This is a genomic window from Polynucleobacter sp. MWH-UH25E, assembly GCF_018687095.1.
Taxonomy (GTDB): domain Bacteria; phylum Pseudomonadota; class Gammaproteobacteria; order Burkholderiales; family Burkholderiaceae; genus Polynucleobacter.
The window spans coordinates 1,473,797-1,496,971 of the sequence record NZ_CP061286.1 but is presented as its reverse complement, the minus strand read 5'-3'; the positions used below and the strand labels follow the sequence as shown (position 1 = coordinate 1,496,971).

18 protein-coding genes and 1 tRNA gene are annotated in these 23,175 nt (G+C 45.5%); 4 read left to right on the top strand and 15 right to left on the bottom strand.

Annotated features, from left to right (window positions below; translation table 11 throughout):
- Positions 1–62 precede the first annotated feature (62 nt).
- From lon to ispD, 7 genes are all read right to left on the bottom strand, one after another.
- On the bottom strand, positions 63–2,495 hold the full coding sequence (gene lon, locus ICV39_RS07815) for an endopeptidase La (protein WP_215389546.1): 2,433 nt from the start codon (positions 2,493–2,495) through the stop codon (positions 63–65).
- 189 nt (positions 2,496–2,684) lie between these two features.
- A complete protein-coding gene (gene clpX / locus ICV39_RS07810) occupies positions 2,685–4,043 on the bottom strand; it encodes an ATP-dependent Clp protease ATP-binding subunit ClpX (RefSeq protein ID WP_215389545.1) in 1,359 nt (452 codons plus the stop codon).
- A gap of 33 nt (positions 4,044–4,076) precedes the next feature.
- A complete protein-coding gene (gene clpP / locus ICV39_RS07805; protein ID WP_215389544.1) occupies positions 4,077–4,706 on the bottom strand; it encodes an ATP-dependent Clp endopeptidase proteolytic subunit ClpP in 630 nt (209 codons plus the stop codon).
- A 25-nt stretch (positions 4,707–4,731) separates the two neighbouring features.
- Entirely contained in the window at positions 4,732–6,069 is a 1,338-nt protein-coding gene (tig, locus tag ICV39_RS07800) for a trigger factor (protein ID WP_215389543.1), read from the bottom strand.
- Between the two features lie 57 nt (positions 6,070–6,126).
- Positions 6,127–6,213, bottom strand: a tRNA-Leu gene (locus ICV39_RS07795).
- 79 nt (positions 6,214–6,292) lie between these two features.
- Entirely contained in the window at positions 6,293–6,796 is a 504-nt protein-coding gene (gene ispF / locus ICV39_RS07790; protein ID WP_215389542.1) for a 2-C-methyl-D-erythritol 2,4-cyclodiphosphate synthase, read from the bottom strand.
- A 10-nt stretch (positions 6,797–6,806) separates the two neighbouring features.
- Positions 6,807–7,553, bottom strand: a complete 747-nt coding sequence (gene ispD / locus ICV39_RS07785; protein ID WP_215389541.1) for a 2-C-methyl-D-erythritol 4-phosphate cytidylyltransferase — start codon at positions 7,551–7,553, stop codon at positions 6,807–6,809.
- 23 nt (positions 7,554–7,576) lie between these two features.
- On the opposite strand from ispD, the gene mfd reads away from it, so the two are divergent.
- Both mfd and serB read left to right on the top strand, forming a co-directional pair.
- Positions 7,577–11,128, top strand: coding sequence for a transcription-repair coupling factor (mfd, locus tag ICV39_RS07780; RefSeq protein ID WP_215389540.1), 3,552 nt, complete (start codon positions 7,577–7,579; stop codon positions 11,126–11,128).
- 28 nt (positions 11,129–11,156) lie between these two features.
- A complete protein-coding gene (gene serB / locus ICV39_RS07775) occupies positions 11,157–12,047 on the top strand; it encodes a phosphoserine phosphatase SerB (RefSeq protein WP_215389539.1) in 891 nt (296 codons plus the stop codon).
- Between the two features lie 23 nt (positions 12,048–12,070).
- Here the strand turns inward: serB and ICV39_RS07770 are convergent, their stop codons facing one another.
- The 7 genes from ICV39_RS07770 to ICV39_RS07740 all read right to left on the bottom strand — a co-directional run bounded on the left by ICV39_RS07770 (position 12,071) and on the right by ICV39_RS07740 (position 19,702).
- Positions 12,071–13,255, bottom strand: a complete 1,185-nt coding sequence (locus ICV39_RS07770) for an acetyl-CoA C-acyltransferase family protein (RefSeq protein WP_215389538.1) — start codon at positions 13,253–13,255, stop codon at positions 12,071–12,073.
- An 83-nt stretch (positions 13,256–13,338) separates the two neighbouring features.
- Positions 13,339–14,697, bottom strand: a complete 1,359-nt coding sequence (rimO, locus tag ICV39_RS07765; protein WP_215389537.1) for a 30S ribosomal protein S12 methylthiotransferase RimO — start codon at positions 14,695–14,697, stop codon at positions 13,339–13,341.
- A gap of 2 nt (positions 14,698–14,699) precedes the next feature.
- Complete coding sequence (phaR, locus tag ICV39_RS07760) at positions 14,700–15,260, bottom strand: polyhydroxyalkanoate synthesis repressor PhaR (protein WP_215389536.1); 561 nt, start codon at positions 15,258–15,260, stop codon at positions 14,700–14,702.
- A gap of 110 nt (positions 15,261–15,370) precedes the next feature.
- On the bottom strand, positions 15,371–16,111 hold the full coding sequence (locus tag ICV39_RS07755) for a 3-ketoacyl-ACP reductase (protein ID WP_215389535.1): 741 nt from the start codon (positions 16,109–16,111) through the stop codon (positions 15,371–15,373).
- Positions 16,112–16,158: 47 nt separating this feature from the next.
- Positions 16,159–17,784 (bottom strand): class I poly(R)-hydroxyalkanoic acid synthase, encoded by a 1,626-nt coding sequence (gene phaC / locus ICV39_RS07750; protein ID WP_215389534.1) that lies wholly within the window; start codon positions 17,782–17,784, stop codon positions 16,159–16,161.
- 144 nt (positions 17,785–17,928) lie between these two features.
- Positions 17,929–18,699 carry a peptidoglycan editing factor PgeF gene (pgeF, locus tag ICV39_RS07745; RefSeq protein WP_215389533.1) on the bottom strand — a complete coding sequence of 257 codons (771 nt, stop codon included), beginning with the start codon at positions 18,697–18,699 and terminating at the stop codon, positions 17,929–17,931.
- Positions 18,692–19,702: an RluA family pseudouridine synthase gene (locus ICV39_RS07740; RefSeq protein WP_215389532.1), complete on the bottom strand. Its 1,011-nt coding sequence runs from the start codon at positions 19,700–19,702 to the stop codon at positions 18,692–18,694. Before ICV39_RS07740 ends, pgeF begins: the two co-directional genes overlap by 8 nt.
- A 20-nt stretch (positions 19,703–19,722) precedes the next feature.
- On the opposite strand from ICV39_RS07740, the gene ICV39_RS07735 reads away from it, so the two are divergent.
- Complete coding sequence (locus ICV39_RS07735; protein WP_215390956.1) at positions 19,723–20,568, top strand: outer membrane protein assembly factor BamD; 846 nt, start codon at positions 19,723–19,725, stop codon at positions 20,566–20,568.
- A 108-nt stretch (positions 20,569–20,676) separates the two neighbouring features.
- Here ICV39_RS07735 and alr read toward each other — a convergent pair whose 3' ends face one another.
- Positions 20,677–21,777 (bottom strand): alanine racemase, encoded by a 1,101-nt coding sequence (gene alr / locus ICV39_RS07730; RefSeq protein WP_215390955.1) that lies wholly within the window; start codon positions 21,775–21,777, stop codon positions 20,677–20,679.
- Between the two features lie 73 nt (positions 21,778–21,850).
- On the opposite strand from alr, the gene lplT reads away from it, so the two are divergent.
- Positions 21,851–23,170, top strand: a complete 1,320-nt coding sequence (gene lplT / locus ICV39_RS07725) for a lysophospholipid transporter LplT (protein ID WP_215389531.1) — start codon at positions 21,851–21,853, stop codon at positions 23,168–23,170.
- The last annotated feature ends 5 nt before the right edge of the window (positions 23,171–23,175 follow it).

Sequence of the window (23,175 nt, the reverse complement as noted above, 5' to 3'; positions counted from 1 at the left end):
ACCGCTAAACCTGACAACTTCAGTAGCCAAATTTAGCGGTTAGATATTAGCAAACAAGGGGATTAGTGCTTTAGCACCTTACTCGACGCAGCAGCTTCAGAAGCTTTACTTGCCTCGGCAGCCTTTTTTGCCAGCTCTTCAGGTGTGGGCTCTGGGAGTGCCTCAGGCATACGCTCTAAAGCCAGCTCCAACACTTTATCAATCCAGCGCACAGGAACAATCTCAATTGCATTCTTGACGTTATCAGGAATATCAATCAAATCCTTAACGTTTTCCTCTGGAATCAAGGCAAGCTTGATTCCACCTCGATGCGCAGCTAATAGCTTTTCTTTGAGACCGCCAATTGGAAGCACTTCCCCACGCAATGTGATTTCGCCAGTCATTGCCACGTCAGAACGAATTGGAATTCCCGTAAAGACGGAAACCAAGGCTGTAGTAATGGCAATTCCTGCTGAAGGACCGTCCTTAGGGGTTGCGCCATCTGGGAAGTGAATGTGAATATCTTTTTTCTCAAAAGATTCATCTTCAATACCAAGGCGTCTTGCTCGTGAACGTACAACTGTACGCGCAGCCTCTACAGATTCTTTCATCACATCACCAATAGAGCCAGTTCTAGTAATCACTCCCTTACCAGGCATCACCGCAGCCTCGATAGTCAGAAGATCACCACCGACCTCAGTCCATGCAAGGCCTGTAACCTGTCCAACCTGATTCTCTTTGCCTGCCAAGCCAAAGTCGAACATGCGTACTGATAAGAACTTCTCTAGATTTTCCGCATTCACCACCACTGGCGCAGCCTCTTTCTTCAGAAGTAGCAACTTCACCACCTTGCGGCAAATCTTGCTAATTTCTCTTTCTAGAGAGCGAACACCAGCCTCGCGTGTGTAATAGCGAATCATATTACGCACAGCGCTATCTTCAATCTTGAGCTCATCCTTCTTCAAACCATTGTTTTTGATTTGCTTTGGAATTAAGTAGTTAACAGCGATACTGGTCTTTTCATCTTCCGTGTAGCCAGCTAAACGAATGATCTCCAAGCGATCAAGCAAGGGCCCAGGAATATTTAAAGAGTTTGATGTGGCTACAAACATCACATCAGACAGATCAAAGTCCACTTCTACATAGTGGTCTTGGAAAGTGTGATTTTGCTCTGGATCCAAAACTTCCAACAATGCACTTGCAGGATCTCCACGGAAATCCATACCCATCTTATCCACCTCATCCAATAGGAATAATGGATTGCGCACACCCACTTTAGTCAAGCTAGTCAAAATCTTACCGGGCATTGAGCCGATATAAGTACGACGATGTCCACGAATCTCAGATTCATCACGCACGCCACCTAAAGCCATGCGCACAAACTTACGATTGGTGGCCCGCGCAATAGATTGACCCAATGAGGTTTTGCCCACACCAGGAGGGCCGACTAAGCAAAGAATCGGTGCCTTTACGCGATCTACACGTTGTTGAACTGCGAGATATTCCAGAATACGCTCTTTGACCTTATCTAAGCCATAGTGATCCTCATCCAACACTTTCTCGGCATTGGAAAGATCATTGTTAATCTTGGTCTTTTTCTTCCAGGGTAGATTCACGAGCGTATCAATAAAGTTGCGAATCACCGTTGCTTCGGCAGACATTGGCGACATCAACTTCAGCTTCTTCAGTTCGGATTCAGCCTTTTTCAAAGCTTCTTTAGGCATACGAGCAGCCTTAATGCGCTTCTCAAGCTCTTCAAGGTCGGCACCCTCTTCCCCTTCGCCGAGTTCTTTCTGAATCGCTTTAACTTGCTCATTCAAATAGTACTCACGCTGACTCTTTTCCATCTGACGCTTGACGCGACCACGGATACGCTTCTCCACTTGAAGAATATCAATTTCACTTTCGAGATCGGCTAAGAGACTTTCGAGACGCTGAACGACGTCAGTCATCTCAAGCAAGCGCTGCTTTTGTTCTAACTTGACTGGCAAGTGCGCACAAATGGTATCAGCCAAGCGGCTTGGGTCATCAATGCCGCCTAAGGAAGACAAAATCTCTTGAGGAACCTTCTTATTAAGCTTCACGTATTGATCAAACTGCGCCATGATCGCGCGTCTCAACGCTTCTGTTTCATGGGCATCTATTGCATTGATTGCAGTAGGCGTAGCTTCGCAATTGAAATAACCAAGACTGTCTTCAATTTGACTGACCTCTGCACGCTGCACACCCTCAACCAGAACCTTTACAGTTCCATCAGGCAGCTTGAGCATCTGCAAAATATTAGCAATGCACCCAACCTCGTAGAGATCTTCAATTCCAGGCTCATCTTTGGCAGCAGTTTTCTGGGCCACCAAAAGGACGTTTTTACCAGTTTCCATTGCAGCTTCAAGAGCCTTGATGGATTTTGGGCGTCCCACAAAGAGCGGAATCACCATATGAGGAAACACCACCACATCCCTTAGAGGAAGCAATGGCAATTGAATCGGTTCAGAGGGTAGTAATAAGTGGCCAGGCATAAAGGCAATTCCTCCAAGTAATTAATCCTCAAGCGTCTTTTCTAGTGGCTTGATGATGCGCAACCACTAAATAGAGACATTATTTTTGAGTAGCATACTACCTATATGGGTAGCATTTTGAGAAATTCAAGAGAAAAAAGTGCAAAAAATGGGCAAAAATGCCCAAAAAATAGCGAAAACCCTAAGAATTTAGGCTTTTTTGCTTAAATCAGCCTGTTCAAGATCTTGCTTGTAGACCAAAAGTGGTTTGCCACCCTCAGCAATGCAAGATTCATCAATAACAACTTTTTGAACGTTCTTTAAAGATGGTAAGTCATACATCACATCCATTAAAGAGCCTTCTAGGATAGATCTGAGGCCGCGCGCACCAGTTTTACGGGCAATTGCCTTCTTAGCGATCGCAGATAGGGCTTCACGACGCACTTCGAGCTCCGAGCCTTCCATGGTCAAAAGTGCTTGATATTGTTTGACTAGAGCGTTTTTAGGTTCGGTCAGAATGGCAATTAATGCTGCTTCATCCAATTGAGCCAAAGTAGCAACAACAGGCAAACGTCCGATCAACTCAGGAATTAATCCAAATTTAATCAAATCCTCTGGCTCCACTTCAAGCAGCAAATCACTTACTCCGCGATCATCTTTGCCGGGAACAGTTGCATTAAATCCAATACCAGTCTTCGCAGTACGTTGCTGAATCACTTTTTCCAAGCCATCAAATGCACCGCCACAAATGAAGAGAATATTGGTAGTGTCAACTTGTAGAAAATCTTGATTGGGGTGCTTACGTCCACCTTGTGGTGGCACGGATGCCATCGTGCCTTCGACTAATTTCAGCAAGGCTTGTTGAACACCTTCACCAGATACATCGCGAGTGATAGATGGGTTATCAGATTTGCGTGAAATTTTATCGATCTCATCGATATAAACAATTCCGCGCTGCGCTTTCTCTACGTTGTAATCGCAAGCCTGCAACAATTTTTGAATGATGTTCTCAACATCTTCACCAACATAACCAGCCTCGGTTAAGGTGGTGGCATCAGCCATCACGAATGGAACGTCGAGCATGCGAGCCAATGTTTGCGCTAGCAAGGTCTTGCCAGAACCTGTTGGTCCAATTAACAAGATATTGCTCTTTGCCAACTCAACACCATCAACAATTGCTTTTGCAGGTGCTTTTGACTCTTTTTTATCGCCTGCTTCTACAGGCTTGCCATCCTTATCTAACTTCTCTCTTTTAGGTTTTGGCAGATACCGCAAACGTTTGTAGTGGTTATATACGGCAACAGCTAATGTCTTTTTCGCCTGATCTTGGCCAATCACATATTGATCTAAGTTTTCACGAATTTGATGGGGCGTAGGCAAAGAATCATCGCCCTCTTCTTTTGGAAGCTTAGCAATCTCTTCTTGAATAATATCGGTGCATAGATCAATGCACTCGTCACAGATAAATACTGAGGGTCCAGCGATCAGCTTTTTTACTTCATGCTGACTCTTACCGCAGAAAGAGCAATACAAAACTTTATCGCCTGAATTTGTTGTTGTTTCGCTCAATCTATTTACCCATAGAGTAATTAAAAGAAAATTTTATGGACGCTTTTCGATAACTGTATCGATCAAGCCGTATTCACGAGCTTGCTCGGCGGACATAAAGTTATCGCGATCAGTATCTTTAGCAATTGTTTCAATCGACTGGCCAGTGCGATCAGCCAAAATTTTGTTCAAGCGTTCACGCAAATACAAAATCTCACGGGCTTGAATTTCAATATCAGACGCCTGGCCACGAGCACCGCCCAATGGCTGGTGAATCATTACGCGAGAATTTGGTAACGCAAAGCGCTTGCCCTTTTCGCCCGCACATAATAAAAATGCACCCATGCTAGCAGCCATACCCATACACAAAGTGCTTACATGTGGCTTGATGAATTGCATAGTGTCATAAATTGCCAAGCCAGCAGAAACGGATCCACCAGGAGAGTTAATGTACAAAGAAATGTCTTTGTCTGGGTTTTCGCTCTCCAAGAACAATAACTGCGCAATAACGAGATTAGCAGTTTGATCATTCACTTCGCCGACTAAGAAAACAACACGCTCACGCAAAAGGCGCGAGTAAATATCGTAAGCACGCTCACCACGACCAGAGGTCTCAATCACCATCGGAACCAAGCCCAGACCTTTTGACTCTAGACTTTCAGCTTGTAAATGGCTCTGACTCATATAAGACCCCCTTTAAATAATTGAATTAGTTTAGCTTGCTTAATTCTTCGAAGCTAATTGCTTTTTCATTTACCTTAGCAAGTGATGTGAAATGCTTAATCACATTGTCCTCAAGTACTAAATTTTCGATATCTTTTAGGCGGCTTGGGTTGCTGTAGAACCAACGCACCACTTCTTTTGGATCTTCGTAAGTGGCGGCCTGCTCATCGATTTCAGCCTTAATTTGGTCTGCTGTAGCGGCCAAATTGTTTTGCTTTACCAAATCACCCAAGATCAAGCCGAGACGAACACGCTTTAGGGCTTGCTCAGCAAAAATCTCCGGAGGAATTGGTGCATCTTTTGCATTTGGCACGCCGCGCTGAATTAGATCTTGTCGGGCACCCTCTACCAAACGATCCTGCTCAGAAGATACCAAAGATTTTGGTATCTCTAGCTCGCACAATTCGTTGAGCTTATCCATTACATCATTCTTTAATAAAGAAGTGATGCGACGTTTTACTTCGCGATCTAAATTCTGTTTCACTTCTTCACGCATCTTTGCTACGCCACCTTCAGTCACGCCCAATGAAAGCGCGAATGCATCGTCAACTGCTGGCAAATGTGCCCAATTAACGGATTTAACTGTAATTGTGAACTCAGCAGTTTTGCCTGCAACATCTTTGCCGTGGTAGTCAGCCGGAAAGCTAAGCGGGAATGACTTGCTCTCGCCAGCCTTTAGGCCCAAAGTAGCCGCTTCAAACTCTGGAAGCATGCGACCTTCACCCAACACATATTCAAAGTTCTCTGCTTTTCCGCCAGCAAATTCAACTCCATCGATCTTGCCAACAAAGTCAATCACTACTTGGTCGCCATTTTGAGCAGCAGTATTAGAGCCACCATCTCCATGAGGACCAGCCTCACCACGTGGGTGATAGTGAACCTGCTGCTTACGCAATACATCCAATGCGCGATCAATCTCAGCATCGCCAATTTCTGTTGTGTACTTAGTCACTTCAGCTTTGCTGAAGTCACCAATCTTCACTTCAGGTAAAACTTCAAAGAATGCATCAAACACAATGGTGTCTGCATCTAATTCGCTTTTTGGCTCAAGACGTGGCTGACCAGCTAAAGCAATGCCTTCTTTTTTGCTGTGCTCAAAAAAGAGTTCAGATGCTTTATCGAATTGAAGTTCAAAATCGACTTGCATGCCGTACTGCTTTTCCACCATGCTCTTAGGAACTTTGCCTGGACGAAAGCCAGCCATTTTCATGGTCTTACCCACTTTAGCCAAACGCGCTTCGCGTGCTTTCGCTAAATCAGCGCGAGCAAACTCCAAAGTCATTTTGCGATCCAAGGAACCTAAATTTTCTATCTGCACAGCCATTCTCGTCTCTTAATTGAAGATCTGGAAATATGAAGTCCAAGCCAAGTAGTAATCTTGTGGTGCGAGGAGGGGGACTCGAACCCCCACACCATTTCTGGCGTCAGGACCTAAACCTGGTGCGTCTACCAATTTCGCCATCCTCGCGAATTCCGCAAACACTACCAAGCTCAAACTTCACTCTAAAGACCGTAATTCTACAATGTTTAGGGTTTTAGAGCCTGTTTTAGGCCTTATAGAGCAAAGCGACTGCATGCACTGCAATCCCCTCTCCCCGTCCTAAATGACCCAGGGATTCATTGGTTTTGGCTTTGAGGTTGATATGACTAGGGGTTACGGCTAAATCAGAGGCGATATTTCGCACCATTTCAGGCAAATACCCTGCCAATTTAGGCGTCTGGCAAATGATGGTGGCATCAACGTTACCCACATGGTATCCGGCTGCCTGAACCTTCTGTAAGGCAGCTCTTAATAGGATTCGGCTATCCATATCCTTAAATTGAGGGTCATCATCTGGAAATAGTTGGCCAATGTCATTGAGGCCTGCGGCACCCAACAAAGCATCCGTTAAAGCATGCAATAAAGCATCAGCATCAGAGTGACCTAGTAAACCTTTTTCATAAGGGATATGAACGCCACCTAAAATTAATTTACGATCGGAAACCAATGCATGAATGTCGTAGCCTTGGCCAATTCGAAATTGAGGAATGTGGATATTTGATTGAGTCATATTAAATAGACTAGCCCAGTAAGAGTTGCATGAGCTCCCAATCTGCTGGATGCGTCACTTTAAAGTTTCGAGTTGCACCTTCAATCAGCAAAGGCTTTTCTCCTGCCAATTCCATAGCACTGGCTTCATCTGTTACATCAGACTCTTGTCTAATTGCCTCTTCCAATGCGGAGTGCAGCCTTTTTAAAGCAAACATTTGTGGGGTCTGAGCTTGCCAAAGATGATCACGAGGAATCGTTCTAACAGAATGCGGAAGATTCCCAGCAACAACTGAATTGAGATCGGCTTGCTTCAAGGTATCCGCTAGAGGCATGGCCAGCAAGCCTCCCGAACTCGAGCTCTGAACAGACTGAATCAACTTAGCGATCAAAGTGGGTGTAATTCCCGGTCTTGCTGCGTCATGTACTAACACCCAATCGTTCTCACCAATTCCTGAACTCATTAAGGCTACCAATGTATTTCTAACGGTCTCTTGTCTGGTGGGTCCGCCTGTTGGCAAGAAATGAACGGGCTTACCTAAATTGGCAAATTCTTTCAAGATCGGATGATCGATAAAACCGGGTGAAACACCTACCCAAATGGATTCAATCTGCGGAACTTGAGCAAATGCATTTAATGCATAGGCAAGCATTGGTTTTCCAGCCAATTGCTGGAATTGCTTTGGTAGTTCACCGCCCAATCGAGAGCCAATACCCGCGGTTGGCAATACCGCGTGACATCCTTTAGATTGGTTGGGGACTTGGTTTCCAGAGCTCATACCTGATTCTATAATGAGCACAGATGTCTGATGCATTAAATCTAGCACCCCCCATACCTGCTCCGCGGGCTGGGCAGCGCTTTACCTTCTCGGGGCTAATTGGCTCAGCAGATGCTGCCCTACTAGCCCAATCAGCCATACGCTATCGCAATGATTTCTCTGTCATGGTCGTTTTTTGCGCCCAAGCTCAAGAAGCGCAAAGACTGGCAGAAGAGATACCTGCTTTTGCCCCTCAGCTAAAGGTACGCCTATTACCAGATTGGGAAATCCTGCCTTACGATCATTTTTCTCCACATCAGGATTTGGTATCCGAGCGTTTAGCAACCCTATATGAACTTCTGAATGGTAGTTGCGACATTGTTTTGGTTCCTGTGACCACAGCATTGCAACGCTTAGGTCCACCACAATTTCTGTCTGGCCATACTTTCTTTTTCAGACAAAACGATAAGCTCAATGAATCCGCATTAAAACTGCAATTACAGCAAGCTGGTTATGACCCCGTTAGTGCGGTAATGCGACCTGGTGAGTACAGCATTCGTGGCGGCTTGATTGACTTATATCCCATGGGCTCAAGCCTTCCCTATCGACTAGATTTGTTTGGCGATGAAATCGAACAGATCAGAGCATTTGATCCAGATACACAACGTAGCCTTTACCCCGTTAAGGAAATCCGCATTCTTCCTGGACATGAGTTTCCTTTTGATGATGAAGCGCGCACGGCCTTTAGGGGTCGGTGGAGAGAAGTGTTTGAGGGAGACCCAACTCGTTGCTCAATTTATAAAGATGCAAACCTCGGCATTCCCAGCGCAGGCATTGAATCTTATTTACCCCTCTTCTTTGACGATCAATCGTCTTTGTTTGACTACTTCCCAAGATCCGGTGACCCCGTATGGCTGGTAAATGTTGGCGATGTAGAGCAATCAATACGAAACTTTTGGAGAGATACTCAGTCACGCTATGAGTTTCTGAAGCACGATCTTGATCGTCCAATTCTTCCACCTAATCAATTATTTTTAGATGTTGATGAATATTTTTCTAATGCAAAGCCCTATGCGCGCTTAGCGTTAGAAAATGAACCCGATAACAATCAAGATGCCAGCACTTTTAAGGCGGTACCCGATGTTGCGGTTCATCGACGTGATGCAGATCCGATATCGCGTTTGCGCAATATCGTCTCCCAAGAGAAATTACGCGTTCTAATTTGTAGTGATAGCGCGGGTCGAAAAGAATCCATTCGACAACTTTTAGATGAAAGCAATGGTGTCGCGGGACCAGACGGTAAAACGCTTTACCCTCTGCAGCCTGAGGGATTCGATAGCATTGCTGAATTTGTTAAGAGCGATTCGCTCTTTGGTCTAGTAACAGCCCCGCTTTTTAATGGCTTTCTCTGGACCTCAGAAAACTTACTTGTTTTAACTGAAGCTGAATTATTTACCTCTACAGCGAGACAGAGGCGCAAGGGTAAAGGCGGAGAAAACGCCGATCCCGACATGTTGTTTAAGGATTTATCTGAACTCAAAATTGGGGATCCCGTTGTTCATTCAGAGCATGGCATAGGCAGATACCAAGGATTAGTCTTACTAAACCTAGCGGCGCCAAAAGAGGCTCCAATCTTTGAGGAGTTCTTACATCTGCAATATGCGGGCGATGCCACACTATATGTACCGGTTCAACAACTGCAAATGGTCACTCGTTACGCTGGATCAGATCCAGACTCTGCGCCATTACATCAGTTGGGATCAGGGCAATGGGATAAGGCAAAACGCAAAGCTGCCCAACAAATTAGAGATACTGCCGCAGAGCTGCTCGGGCTTTATGCGGCACGTGCAATTCGTAAGGGCCATGCTTTTGAATTTTCAGCACATGACTATGCAGCTTTTGCGGAAAGCTTTGGCTTTGAAGAAACTCCTGATCAAGCCAATGCTATTGCCGCAGTTATAGGCGACATGACAAGTGGCACACCAATGGATCGCTTGGTATGTGGAGATGTAGGCTTTGGAAAAACAGAGGTTGCATTGCGCGCTAGCTTCGTAGCCGTCATGGGCGGTAAACAAGTAGCTATCCTTGCTCCAACCACCCTACTTGCTGAACAACACGTTGCCACATGGAAAGATCGTTTTGCTGACTGGCCCGTGAAAATCGTTGAGTTATCTCGCTTTAAAACCACCAAGGAGATCAATGCTGCGCTAGAGGCAATTGCCAAAGGTGAGGCAGACATCATTATCGGCACTCATAAATTACTTTCTAAAGAAACGCAATTTGCAAATTTAGGCCTTGTCATTGTTGATGAAGAGCATCGATTTGGTGTGCGACAAAAGGATGCATTAAAAGCTCTACGCGCAGAGGTGGACATTCTCACGCTTACCGCAACACCCATTCCTAGAACTTTGGGTATGGCTATGGAAGGCTTGCGTGAGTTCTCCATCATTGCAACAGCTCCACAGAAGCGACTAGCCATCAAAACTTTTGTTCGGCGTGAAGGTGATGGCGTTATCCGCGAGGCAGTGCTTCGTGAAATTAAGCGTGGTGGTCAAGTCTATTTCTTGCATAACGAAGTTGAGACGATTGAAAACCGAAAACATGCTTTGCAAGAGCTCATTCCAGAAGCCCGAATCAGTGTGGCGCATGGGCAGATGCATGAACGAGAGCTAGAGACTGTCATGCGGGAGTTTGTTACGCAGCGCACAAACATATTGCTGTGTACCACCATCATTGAAACCGGTATTGATGTTCCAACAGCTAACACGATCATCATGCACCGTGCTGACAAGTTTGGTCTAGCGCAGCTACATCAATTACGTGGTCGCGTTGGTCGATCCCACCACCAAGCTTATGCGTATTTACTCGTTCCAGATCCTGAAGCACTAAGCAAACAGGCTCAGTTACGCTTAAATGCCATTCAAGCAATGGAGGAGCTTGGTTCTGGCTTTTATCTAGCGATGCATGACCTTGAGATTCGAGGTGCAGGTGAAGTATTAGGCGATAAACAATCTGGGGATATCCATGAAATTGGATTTCAGCTCTATACCGAAATGCTTAATCGTGCTGTGAAATCCTTGCGTAGCGGGAAAGAACCCGATCTACTCTCACCTCTGCAGGCTATAACTGATGTGAACTTAGGTGTACCAGCCCTGCTGCCTGATGATTATTGTCCTGATGTGCACGAGCGACTTTCTTTATACAAGCGTTTTGCCAATTGCAATGATTTCTCTGAGTTAATGGGTTTACGTGAAGAACTCGTTGACCGCTTTGGAGATCTCCCCGACCAAGCAAAGTCGTTTTACGAGACTCATCGTTTACGTTTAGAGATGCAAGGTTTTGGCATCAAGAAAATTGATGCGAGCCCGCTCTCAATTCAGATTCAATTTATCCCCAATCCGCCAATTGACTCCTTGAAAATCATTCAGCTCATTCAGTCATCAAAGCATATTCAGCTGAATGGCCAAGATAAGCTCAAAATTAACCCTCAGAAAGACCGCGACTTTGAGAAATTAGAGCAACGTCTTGAAGCCATCCGGCAGGTTCTTCGCCGTCTGAATGATTCAGCAGTCTTAAGTGCTGCAAAAGTAAGCTAAAGGCACCCTACTCATCTATTATTTACCTATGGCAGAACATCAAACCCTTGTAGCACTCTCCAGAGAGCCCATCTCAGAGAAGCTTGTTTTTGAATTAAAGGATCACGCCAGTCAATTTAGCGCTACCTTACATACTCTTGGTGGACAAATTGCCAATAGCGCCTACCACTCTGAACGTTGGGCATGTAGCCAACATCTCGATGTAATACAGCGAGAGAAGCTGCGCGCACTCTGCTCTCAATACAAGGCCGATCTTTGCTTTTTGAATGCAGATTTAGTCCCCAAGGATATTCAAATCCTAGCTATGGATATGGATTCCACATTAATCAATATTGAGTGCATTGATGAGATTGCGGATTTCACAGGAAAAAAATCAGCAGTTGCGCAAATTACCGAAGCTACGATGCGTGGTGAGATCAAAGACTTTAAGGAGAGTCTTAGAAGGCGTGTCGCTCTGCTTGAGGGCATCCATGCAGATGCTCTTGAAGCCGTGTATCGAGAGCGCTTACAACCCAACCCAGGAGCAGTTGAGTTACTGGCGGGCGCCCAACAACGCGGTTTATATACACTCCTGGTATCAGGAGGCTTTACCTTTTTCACAGAGAAGCTACGTGAGAGGCTTGGCTTTAAGCAAACTCAGGCCAACACCCTCGAAATTATTGACGGAAAACTTACCGGCAGAGTACTGGGCGATATTGTTGATGGTCTAGCTAAGTCAGCTCACCTCGATGATGTCTGCCAACGATTGGGTTGCACCAGAGCCAACGCCATCACAATGGGCGATGGAGCAAATGACCTGATCATGATGAATGGCTCGGGTATTAGCGTGGCCTATCAAGCAAAGCCCGTAGTTAAAGAAAAAGCCGACGCGGCTTTTGATCACGTCGGCTTAGATGCTGCTTTGCTATTAATTAGCTAACTGGCTAATTAATAGCTATTGGATTACATGCGTTCAAAAATGGTTGCAATACCTTGACCGCCACCAATACACATTGTTACCAAAGCATATTTACCTTGAACACGTTGTAGCTCATGGATTGCTTTTGTCGCAATTGCCGCACCCGAACAACCAATAGGGTGACCTAAAGCAATTGCACCACCATTGACGTTGGTCTTAGCAGGATCCAATCCCAGTCCTTTAGTAACCGCAAGTGCTTGCGCCGCAAACGCTTCGTTAGATTCAATTACGTCCATTTGATCAAGCTTCAAACCAGCGCGCTCAAGAGCAAGCTTGGTGGCAGGGATCGGACCTTCACCCATAATGTGGTTTGGCACACCAGCAACCGCATAAGAAACTAAGCGAGCGATTGGCTTATGTCCAGCCTTCTTTGCGGTCTCAGCATCAGCCAATACAAAGAACGCAGCACCATCATTAATGCCAGATGCATTACCAGCAGTAACTGAGCCGCCTTCTTTTTTGAACACGGCTTTCATTTTGCCCAATGTTTCCATTGTGGTGTCAGGCTTGCAATGCTCGTCAGTATCAAATACAACGTCACCCTTACGAGTCTTGATAGTGATTGGCACGATTTGGGACTTAAAGCGACCTTCTTTAATAGCATTTGCTGCGCGACGATGGGATTCAACAGCGAGAGCATCTTGCTCTTCGCGAGTTAATTTCCATTTCTCAACGAGATTTTCTGCAGTAACACCCATATGGCCAACGCCAAATGGATCGGTTAATACTGCAACCATTAAATCCAGCATCTTGGTATCGCCCATACGCGCACCACTGCGCATTGCTGGTGAACCGTACATACCGCGAGACATGACTTCTACGCCACCGCCAACACCATAATCACAATCACCGAGCATAATTTGCTGAGCTGTTGTCACGATCGCTTGCAAACCAGAGCTACACAAACGATTCAAGGCCATTGCAACGGATTCCATTGGCAAACCTGCCTGAATCGCAGCAACACGAGCTACATAGGCATAACGACTGTCTGTTGGAATGGTGTTGCCAACAGTCACGTAATTAATTTTTGCGGGATCTACTCCAGAGCGGGCAACCGCCTCTTTCATGACGATTCCGCCAAGCTCAGAAGGTTCAAAGCTACTCAGTGAACCGTTAAAGCTACCAATTGCGGAGCGAACTGCACTTAAGACAACGACATCACGACTCATAACAATCCCCTTACGGTGAATAAGCCCATCCATTGGGCCAAATTTGTACTAAAACAGCCAAAACAACAGTTTTATTGCATTCGTCAAGTTTCGGCTATTAGGTCATGCCCTTGGGAGCTAATCACCGTAGCACGGATGATTTCACCGGCCCTATAGCGTTTTGAGGGCTTACTAGGTGGTAAAACCCTCACTAAACCATCTATTTCGGGGGCATCACCGATGGTTCGGCCAATACCACCAGATTCATCAACCCGATCAATTAATACCTGGATACGCTTGCCTACTTTTTTGGCAAGTCTCTGGATGGAAATCTCCTCGGCCTTGGCCATAAATCGAGCCCTACGCTCCTCCCGAATGGCATCAGGCACAGGATTATCCAATTGGTTGGCTAAAGCACCATCGACGGGCGAATAAGCAAAACATCCAGCTCGATCAATTTGCGCCTCATCCAAGAAATCAAGTAAATACTGAAATTCTTCTTCTGTCTCGCCAGGAAAGCCTGCAATAAAAGTGCTGCGAATAACTAAGTCAGGGCAAGCCTTGCGCCACGCCAAGATGCGCTCTAGATTTTTCTCGCCGCTTGCTGGTCGTTTCATACGTTTGAGCACATCTGGATGTGCGTGCTGCAATGGAATATCCAAATAAGGCAATAAGCCATATCCATGTTCAGAGAATTCAGCCATTAGGGGCAATACATCATCAACATGAGGATACGGATAAACGTAATGCAATCTTACCCATGCTTGATGTTCGCGCGCAATTTGATTTAAAGCATTCACCAAATCAAACATTTTGGTTTTAACGGGTTTGCCATCCCAAAATCCAGTGCGATATTGAATATCCACGCCATAGGCGCTTGTATCTTGAGATACAACGAGTAGCTCTTTTACACCGGATTCGAATAAACGTTTTGCTTCTAGCAATACCTCACCAATCGGGCGAGATACCAAATCTCCCCGCAAGTTCGGAATAATGCAAAAGGTACAACGATGATTGCAACCCTCTGAAATTTTGAGATAAGCGTAATGTTTGGGGGTAAGCTTAACGCCTGCTGGCGGAACAAGATCCGTAAAAGGATCATGTGGCTTAGGCAAATGCAAGTGAATAGCCTGCATAACTTCATCAGTAGCATGTGGGCCAGTAACCGCTAGAACCTTAGGATGAATACTCTGAATCAGGTCGCTTCCATCCGCGTTCTTTCTGGCACCAAGACAGCCGGTGACGATCACCTTGCCGTTTTCGGCTAAAGCCTCGCCGATCGTCGAGAGGCTCTCCTCAACGGCTGAATCAATGAAGCCACAGGTATTAACAACTACAAGGTCCGCGCCGGAATAGTCTTTCGCGGTTTCATAACCTTCTGCACTTAATTGCGTCAGAATAAGTTCGGAATCAACTAATGCCTTGGGGCAACCCAAGGATACAAAACCAATTTTTCCAGCCACAACTATTCTTTTTCAGTTTTATTAGGCTGTTGTGCAAATGGGAAGCTGCCAAACATGTTCTGCGAGCCCTGCATTTGCTCCTGCATCTTGACAAACAAGTCCTTGCTTTGCTCCATGTAATTACCCATGAGATTTTGCATTAGAGGATTTTGCAAATTGAGCATTTGCGCCCAAGCTTCTGGAGTACTGCCCGCACCAAGGCCCTTTGTCTGATCGCCTAATTTGTTATGGATGTCAACAAAGGACTGCATGGTCTTCTCTAAATAATTCCCCATCAGACCCTGCATGGAATTTCCATAAAAACGGATGATTTGAGAAAGCATTTGGGTAGAAAATACTGGTGCGCCACCAGCCTCTTCTTCCAAAATAATTTGCAACAGAATGTTGCGCGTAAGATCTTCATCAGTTTTGGCATCAACAACCTTAAAACTTTCATTGGTCATTACCAAACCCTTGATGTCAGCTAAGGTGACATAAGTACTTGTTTGGGTGTCATAGAGACGACGGTTGGGGTACTTCTTAATCAACCGATCTTCACCGGCTTTTTTGGAACGGGTAGCCATTATTTTCCTTACTGATTACTGCAACGCAACATCGACATAGTTTAGCCTTACTTTTAACAAAAGGTAAACAAGCCGAGTTGCGCTCCTCCAACATCACTTTATTGGCTCGATTAGCCCGTATGGATACCGCCGTTCAGAGAGAAGTCAGCACCAGTCGCATAGCCACCATCGTCCGAGGCGATCCAGCAGCAAATGGAGGCAATCTCCTCTGGAGTACCCAAACGCTTCACCGGAATGCCAGAAACGATCTTTTCCAAAACATCCTCACGAATGGCTTTAACCATATCAGTGCCAATGTAGCCAGGAGATACTGTATTAACCGTAACCCCTTTAGTTGCCACCTCCTGAGCCAAGGCCATGGTAAATCCATGTAAACCTGCTTTTGCAGTGGAATAGTTACATTGACCAAATTGGCCTTTTTGACCATTCACAGATGAAATATTGATGATACGGCCCCAGTTGTTATCAACCATGCCATCGATCACTTGCTTAGTAACGTTAAACAAGGAATTAAGGTTGGTATCAATCACAGCCTTCCATGCATCTGGGGTCATCTTGCGAAATACGCTGTCACGAGTAATACCAGCGTTATTAACCAATACGTCTACGCGACCCACTTCAGCTTTTACCTTATCGAAAGCAGCTACCGTGCTATCCCAGTCAGACACGTTACCCTCAGAGGCGATGAAGTCAAACCCAAGTGCCTTTTGCTCACCAAGCCAGCGATCTTTACGTGGTGAATTAGGTCCGCAACCTGCGATTACCTTGAAACCATCTTTAGCCAAACGTTGGCAGATAGCGGTACCGATACCACCCATACCTCCAGTTACATATGCGACTTTTTGAGACATCACTTTCCCCTTTAAAAAACCTTCGTTAAATGTGTTTGTTGAATTCTCTATTTAGAAATTTTTTCTTTGACGTAAACGCCTGGTGCAGCTTCCTTCTTTTTGTGCTTTTCATTGCCATAGGTATTGCTAGCAGGCTTACGCTCACCAGCATGCTTTTCAAGCCATTCCGTGTAATCGGGCCACCAACTACCAGGAATTTGTTTTGCCCCTTCTAACCATTCATGCGCTGTTGGAGCAATTGATTTGTTTTCAAACCAATAGCGCTTATTTTTCGCTGGAGGATTAATTACCCCTGCAATATGTCCTGAAGCCCCTAAAACAAAGCGATTCTTACCTTTAAGGATATGAGTGGACTCATAGGCAGACTGCCAAGGCACGATGTGGTCTTCCTGTGATGCATATAAATATGCTGGGCATTTGATCTTGCCTAAGTCAATTTTTTCACCGCAAATAGTGACTTTGCCTGGCTTGATCAAATCATTTTGTAGATAGGTATGGCGCAAATACCAGCAATACATATTGCCCGGTAGGTTTGTTGAGTCGCCATTCCAATAGAGCAAATCAAATGGAGGCGGAGAATTTCCCTTCAAATAATTCTCAACAACATAGTTCCAAACCAAATCATTAGGACGCAGGAAGGAAAATGTGTTGCCTAAATCCAGGCCTGACATCATGCCATAATTGCCTGTTTTGCCACCGATGGTGTTTTCACGTAACTCAACCATGGCCTCATCTATGAATACGTCCAAGATGCCGGTATTGGTGAAGTCTAACAATGTAGTAAACAAAGTTAAGCTTGCTGCGGGATGCTGATCTTTAGCCGCCAAAACAGCCAGAGCGGAAGTTGTTAAGGTGCCACCAACGCAAAAGCCCAAGATATTAATTTGCTTTGATTCGCTGATGTCCTGAACAACATCGATTGCTTTGATCACGCCCTTGCCTACGTAATCATCCCAACTCACCTCTGCCATCGAAGCATCTGGGTTCTTCCAGGATACCAAGAAAACCGTGTGGCCCTGAGCAACCATATGACGAACTACTGAGTTATCAGGCTGAAGGTCGAGAATGTAGTACTTATTGATACAAGGCGGCACCATTAAATAGGGACGCTCAAATACCGCCTCAGTTAGTGGGCTGTATTGAATCAACTCAAATAATTCATTTCGAAAGACAACATAACCCTCAGTGGTGGCGATATTCTTGCCAACCTCAAAAGCACTTTCATCCGTAATAGAGACCTTGCCCTTTTTCATATCACCAAGCAAATTAACGATACCCTTTTGAATGGATTGTCCTTGAGTGCTAATGATGTTTTCGAGCACCTCTGGATTAGTGGCAATGAAATTAGATGGTGATAGTGCATCAATCATTTGCTCTGTAGTGAACAAAATCTTTTGGCGTGTTTTCTCATCAGTCTCGACTGCTTTAGCCAAAGACATTAAATGTTTTGAATTCAGAAGATAAGTAGCAGCAATCACTTTGCTCCAAGAGGAATGCCAAGCTTTGCCAGCAAAGCGGCGATCCTTTACTTCAATCGCCTCAGGATTGGTGGCAATGTGCGCTAATTCAGCAAAATATTCTTTTTGAATTTCTGCTAAACGATCTTGGGGGATTAATGCCATATGGTGCGGTGCCAAAGATGGCGTCGCACCTGTATTCATACCTGCAAACATAGTCTTCTCTTCTGATAGTTAAGAGCATTCTCCACCCGTAACTGCAATAGAGTTATACGCAATAACCCTAAAAATAGGCTTAAGCTAGTAATAACCCTCAGTACAAGATTGAATGGTTGTAGAACAAATTAACTGCTCAGTAGACTACTTAGATTGCGAAATCCAAATAAGACTTGCAAATCTTCCAGTTACCCCATCGCGACGATAAGAAAAAAATTGCTCTTCTTGATTTACGGTGCAATAGTCGCCCCCATAAATTTGATTAAGGCCAACTGACTCGAGGCGACTGCGAGCTAATAAATATAAGTTAGCAAAGTATTTGCCAGGTTTGCTCGGTATAGCTACAAACGATTGATCAGGAAACGGAATTTTGGCATCTTGATATGCCTCAAGCACATCAGTGCCAACTTCAAAAGCCGTGGGGCCTATGGCAGGCCCTAGCCAGGCTAGTATCTTCCTTGCAGAGCTAGCTCCTGATAACACTTGCATCTCTTTCACGGTGTTTTCTAATACGCCATTGCACAAGCCACGCCACCCTGCATGCGCAGCCCCAATAACATCACCGGATTCACTGGTAAATAAAACCGGTAAGCAGTCTGCAGTCATGATTGCTATAACTTCATTAGGCTTATTGGTCACAATCGCATCTGCTTCATCAAGTCGAGCATTAGGAGTGCTTACTTTCAGGCCATGAACTTGCTTCAACCAAATGGGTTCATTTGGCAAGAACTTACCTAACAAGGCTCTATTTGCAAGAACACACTTTGGATCATCGCCTACATGATCGCCTAAATTAAAAGATTGATATGGCCCCAGACTAATGCCGCCCTCTCGAGTGGTAACCGCTGACTTTACCTGTGGCGGTGCTGGCCATTCGGGAATTACGAGCTTGAGTGCAGTTGCCGAGTTATTCATTTGGCACTTGCGGCAGATCTTCATTGGACATACCAAGTTTCGGCAATAAATCCAATAAATCAGCTGGGGGCGCTTTAAACCAACTCACAAGCTCATGAGTCTGGGGGTGTTGCAAACTAAGTGCAAAAGCATGCAGCGCTTGACGGGCAATTGGCAAAGACTGGGCTACCCCAGGTGTTTTCTTACGATAAACAGGATCTCCCAATAAAGGAAATCCCAATGACTCTAAGTGCACACGAATTTGATGTGTGCGCCCAGTTTCAAGACGACACTCCACCAAGGAAACTGAATGGTCCTTAAACTTTCCCTTCACAAGCCTACGATATGCGGTTGCTGCAGGCTTGCCTTGCGGGCTACCCGCAGACATCTTGAGGCGATCACGCTGATCACGCCCAACCGATGCGAGCACCTTACCTTGAGCTGGGGCGTCACCCCAAACCCACGCTAAATATCGACGCCCCACTGTTCGATCTTGTAATTGACGAACTAGAGCGGTCTGAGCCTGAGATGTGCGAGCTACCACCATCAATCCAGAAGTATCTTTATCAAGGCGATGGACAATCCCTGCGCGCGGCAAAGACTTTAATTCTGGGTATTTAAAAAGTAGACCATTTAACAATGTCCCCGACCAATTACCAGCTGCAGGGTGCACCACCAAACCAGGCGGCTTATTAATCACAATGATAGAGTCGTCCTCATAAACCACATCAAGAGGAATGTCTTGCGGGCTAAAGGCATGTTGCTCTGGCATCTCCTGCGGAAATACCTTAATACTTTCTCCGCCCCGCAATAAATAGCGAGCCTTAGTTACCTTTCCGTCTACCATAACGGCGCCCGCCTCAACCCATGTTTTTAGGCGATTACGGGAATAATCTGGCAAAGATACCGCCAACGCCTTATCTAGACGCTCACCAGCCATCTCCATAGGCATTTCCAGGGAGATGAAATCCTCATCATCGATATAATCAACAGGATTCGAATCAGGAGTTTGCGGCAATGCCACGCTTAAAGAGCCTTTCAGTTATGTCCGGAGCAATATCAGACGCCAGTTTAAGGCTTGCTGGATCTTTTGCCCTACTAATAACCTTTATTTGTGCTCTTTTCCTTCTTGGAGGCTGCGCTGGTAGTGACGGCCAAAAGGACGATACAGATATTTGGTCCGAGTCCAAGCTGTACTCGGAGGCAACTGATAAGCTTAATGATGGCGATTTTGCTAAGTGCGGTAAATACTTTGACAAGCTTGAAGCTCGCTTCCCATTTGGCCCATATTCTCAGCAAGCGCAAATTAATGCAGCTTACTGCTATTGGAAGGCTCAAGAACAAACACAAGCTCTGGTTGCAATTGATCGCTTTATTAAATTACATCAAGGCAGTCCAACCTTAGATTACGCCTATTACCTCAAAGGCTTAATTACCTTTAATGATGACTTAGGTTGGCTTGGAAAGTTTACTGGTCAAGATTTAAGCGAACGCGATCCCAAAGCAGCCAAAGAAGCGTTTGAATCATTCAAAACCGTAGTTGAGCGCTTCCCTAACAGTAAATACGCCCCCGACTCCTTAGATCGCATGCGTTATATCGTGAACTCGCTGGCTGAAGCAGATGTCATCGTGGCTCGCTTCTACTACCAGCGCGGTGCTTATCTAGCAGCAGCCAATAGAGCTCAGCTAGTGATTAAAGATTATGACCGAGCCCCCGCGGTCGAAGAGGCTCTTTACATCCTGACGAAGTCTTATGAAAAGCTAGGCCTAACCCAGCTAAGTAATGACACATTGCGGGTCTTTAAACTGAACTTCCCAGATAGTCAGATGATGGAAACTGGTCAACGAGTTCAGAAAGAACGTCGTTGGTGGCAGATCTGGAATAAATAAATCCAAGCAATTCATCTTTGCTGAGTCAATAAAAAATCCTCTTTTAAAGAGGATTTTTTATTGCTGCATGCCAATCAGCAAATTGGATGCTTTCATTTATTTAATTAGCTATTTAATTGAGACCGGAACTCTAGGCGCCACAGCGCAAAGTAATTCGTAGCCGATAGTGTCACTCATCCGTGCAACTTCGTCTACCGGAACCTTGCTTCCCCATAACTCAATTACGCTGCCAATTTTGGCGTGAGGCGCATTTCGCAAATCAATAGTTAACATATCCATGGAAACACGCCCAACGAGTGGGCAAATCACACCGTCGCTAGACTCAGCCGAATTTCCTACCCATACAGGTGTGCCGTCTTTTGCATGTCGTGGATAACCGTCGGCATAGCCGCAGGCAATAATCCCGATACGCATATCTTTGGGAGCACAGAAACGTCCGCCATAACCAATGCGATCTCCCTTGCGCAGATCTTGAATATCAATAATTTCACTGCGCAGCTGCATTACTGGCTTCAGATGAGCATGCTCAATATCCGCGTACAAACCCGTTGGGGAGGCGCCATAAAGCATAATCCCTGGGCGAACCCAGTCACCTAATGCATTGCGGTGCCACAAGATCGCAGCGGAATTTGCCAAAGAAGTTGAACCCTCAAGGCCTTGTGTAGTTTGATTAAATAATTCGAGTTGACTGCCAACTGTTGGCTCTTGATTGACCTGATCGGCGTTAGCAAAATGGGTCATGTGATGCATACGGTAGCCCAGGGCATGCAGTCGGTGAAATACTGTTCTGTACTCATTGGGTTTAAATCCCAATCGATTCATACCCGTATTCATTTTCAAAAAAACATTGATGGGCTTGTGGACTTTATCGGCGTATCGCTCTAACCAGGCTACTTGCGCATCGCAATGAACCACAAGATCACAATGCAACTCTTGCGCAAGATCTAGTTCGTTCTCATGGAAAAGTCCTTCCAGAAGCAAAATACGTCCCTGCCATTCGTGATCTCTGAGCCAAACGGCATCCTGAATATCCAAAAGCGCAAAACCATCAGTGGAACCGAGACCCCTTAGGGCGGCCTCAAAAGAGTGACCATAAGAACGCGCCTTAATAACAGCCCAAATCTTGGACTCTGGAGCAAGTTCACGAACTCGGTTTAAATTATGTGCAAAGGCCTGGGTATCAATAGATGCCAAAATTGGTCTATTAATCAAGCCATTAGCTGAAGCACCCAATCTACCCCTCCTTTCATGTTTTAATTGTATTAATGACTAGATTGTACGAATGAACCGTAGTTTTTACATCATTATGGCGGCGCAATTTTTTTCGTCGCTTGCTGATAACGCCCTGCTCATCGCAGCAATTGCCCTTCTGGCCCAGCTTAGCGCTCCGGCCTGGATGACTCCTTTACTCAAATTATTCTTCGTCTTGTCGTATGTCCTACTTGCCGCATTTGTAGGAGCCTTTGCCGATTCCCGTCCAAAAGGTAATGTCATGTTCATTACCAATACCATTAAATTTCTTGGTTGCGTCACCATGCTTTTTGGCGGGCACCCATTATTGTCATATGCAGTTGTTGGTTTGGGAGCTGCCGCCTACTCCCCAGCAAAGTACGGAATTCTGACTGAACTCCTACCGCCCGAAAAACTCGTAGCAGCAAATGGCTGGATTGAAGGGCTCACTGTTGGGTCAATCATTTTGGGAACGGTATTGGGCGGCGTTTTGATTAGCAGCACAGTCTCACAAAGCTTACTTGCGCTCGATATGCCTAGCTTTGATACAGGCATCGATACTCCCGCAGAATCGGCCATTCTCATCATCATGATGATTTATGTGGTTGCGGCACTCATTAATCTCAAAATTCCGGATACTGGCGCGCGCTATGTATCTCAAAAGACAAACCCCATTGCGCTCATCAAAGATTTTTCAATCTGCTTCAAAACACTTTGGGATGATCGCTTGGGACAAATCTCCCTGGCTGTGACGACCCTATTTTGGGGTGCTGGTGCAACACTGCAATTTATTGTTATTAAGTGGGCTCAAGTTGCTCTTCACATGAATCTATCGCAAGGTGCCATTTTGCAAGCCATCTCAGCCGTAGGTGTGGCCGGCGGCGCAGTATGGGCTGCATGGCGTGTTCCGTTGCGCAATTCTCTCAATGTTTTGCCCTATGGCATTGCCATGGGTTTAGTAGTCTGCGTAATGGCGATTTATAACTCTGATCTATTGCCTAACACCACACTTATGACGATTGGCAAATTACAGGTCACGCTGAATTTATTACCTGCGTATGCATTGTTGATCTTAGTTGGCTGGCTTGCGGGTTACTTCGTAGTACCAATGAACGCCTTACTGCAACATCGCGGCCACGTTCTCATGTCTGCAGGTCATTCAATCGCAGTACAAAATTTCAATGAAAATATTTCTGTTCTAGCCATGCTTGCCATGTACTCTTTGCTGATCTGGTTAGATGTGCCTGTTCAGGCTGTCATTATTGGCTTCGGACTTGCGGTCAGCGGAATCATGTGGCTCGTAATTAAACGCCATGCTCGCAACCAGGCTGAATACGACTCAATGCATTTGATTGGTGAACATAAGCACTAAGAATT

Bases quoted from the DNA above. Each gene is read 5' to 3' on its own strand.
- lon (WP_215389546.1), bottom strand. From the start codon at position 2,495: ATGCCTGGCCACTTATTACTACCCTCTGAACCGATTCAATTGCCATTG.
- clpP (WP_215389544.1), bottom strand. From the start codon at position 4,706: ATGAGTCAGAGCCATTTACAAGCTGAAAGTCTAGAGTCAAAAGGTCTG.
- tig (WP_215389543.1), bottom strand. From the start codon at position 6,069: ATGGCTGTGCAGATAGAAAATTTAGGTTCCTTGGATCGCAAAATGACT.
- ispF (WP_215389542.1), bottom strand. From the start codon at position 6,796: ATGACTCAATCAAATATCCACATTCCTCAATTTCGAATTGGCCAAGGC.
- ispD (WP_215389541.1), bottom strand. From the start codon at position 7,553: ATGAGCTCTGGAAACCAAGTCCCCAACCAATCTAAAGGATGTCACGCG.
- mfd (WP_215389540.1), top strand. From the start codon at position 7,577: ATGTCTGATGCATTAAATCTAGCACCCCCCATACCTGCTCCGCGGGCT.
- serB (WP_215389539.1), top strand. From the start codon at position 11,157: ATGGCAGAACATCAAACCCTTGTAGCACTCTCCAGAGAGCCCATCTCA.
- ICV39_RS07770 (WP_215389538.1), bottom strand. From the start codon at position 13,255: ATGAGTCGTGATGTCGTTGTCTTAAGTGCAGTTCGCTCCGCAATTGGT.
- phaR (WP_215389536.1), bottom strand. From the start codon at position 15,260: ATGGCTACCCGTTCCAAAAAAGCCGGTGAAGATCGGTTGATTAAGAAG.
- ICV39_RS07755 (WP_215389535.1), bottom strand. From the start codon at position 16,111: ATGTCTCAAAAAGTCGCATATGTAACTGGAGGTATGGGTGGTATCGGT.
- phaC (WP_215389534.1), bottom strand. From the start codon at position 17,784: ATGTTTGCAGGTATGAATACAGGTGCGACGCCATCTTTGGCACCGCAC.
- pgeF (WP_215389533.1), bottom strand. From the start codon at position 18,699: ATGAATAACTCGGCAACTGCACTCAAGCTCGTAATTCCCGAATGGCCA.
- ICV39_RS07735 (WP_215390956.1), top strand. From the start codon at position 19,723: ATGTCCGGAGCAATATCAGACGCCAGTTTAAGGCTTGCTGGATCTTTT.
- lplT (WP_215389531.1), top strand. From the start codon at position 21,851: ATGAACCGTAGTTTTTACATCATTATGGCGGCGCAATTTTTTTCGTCG.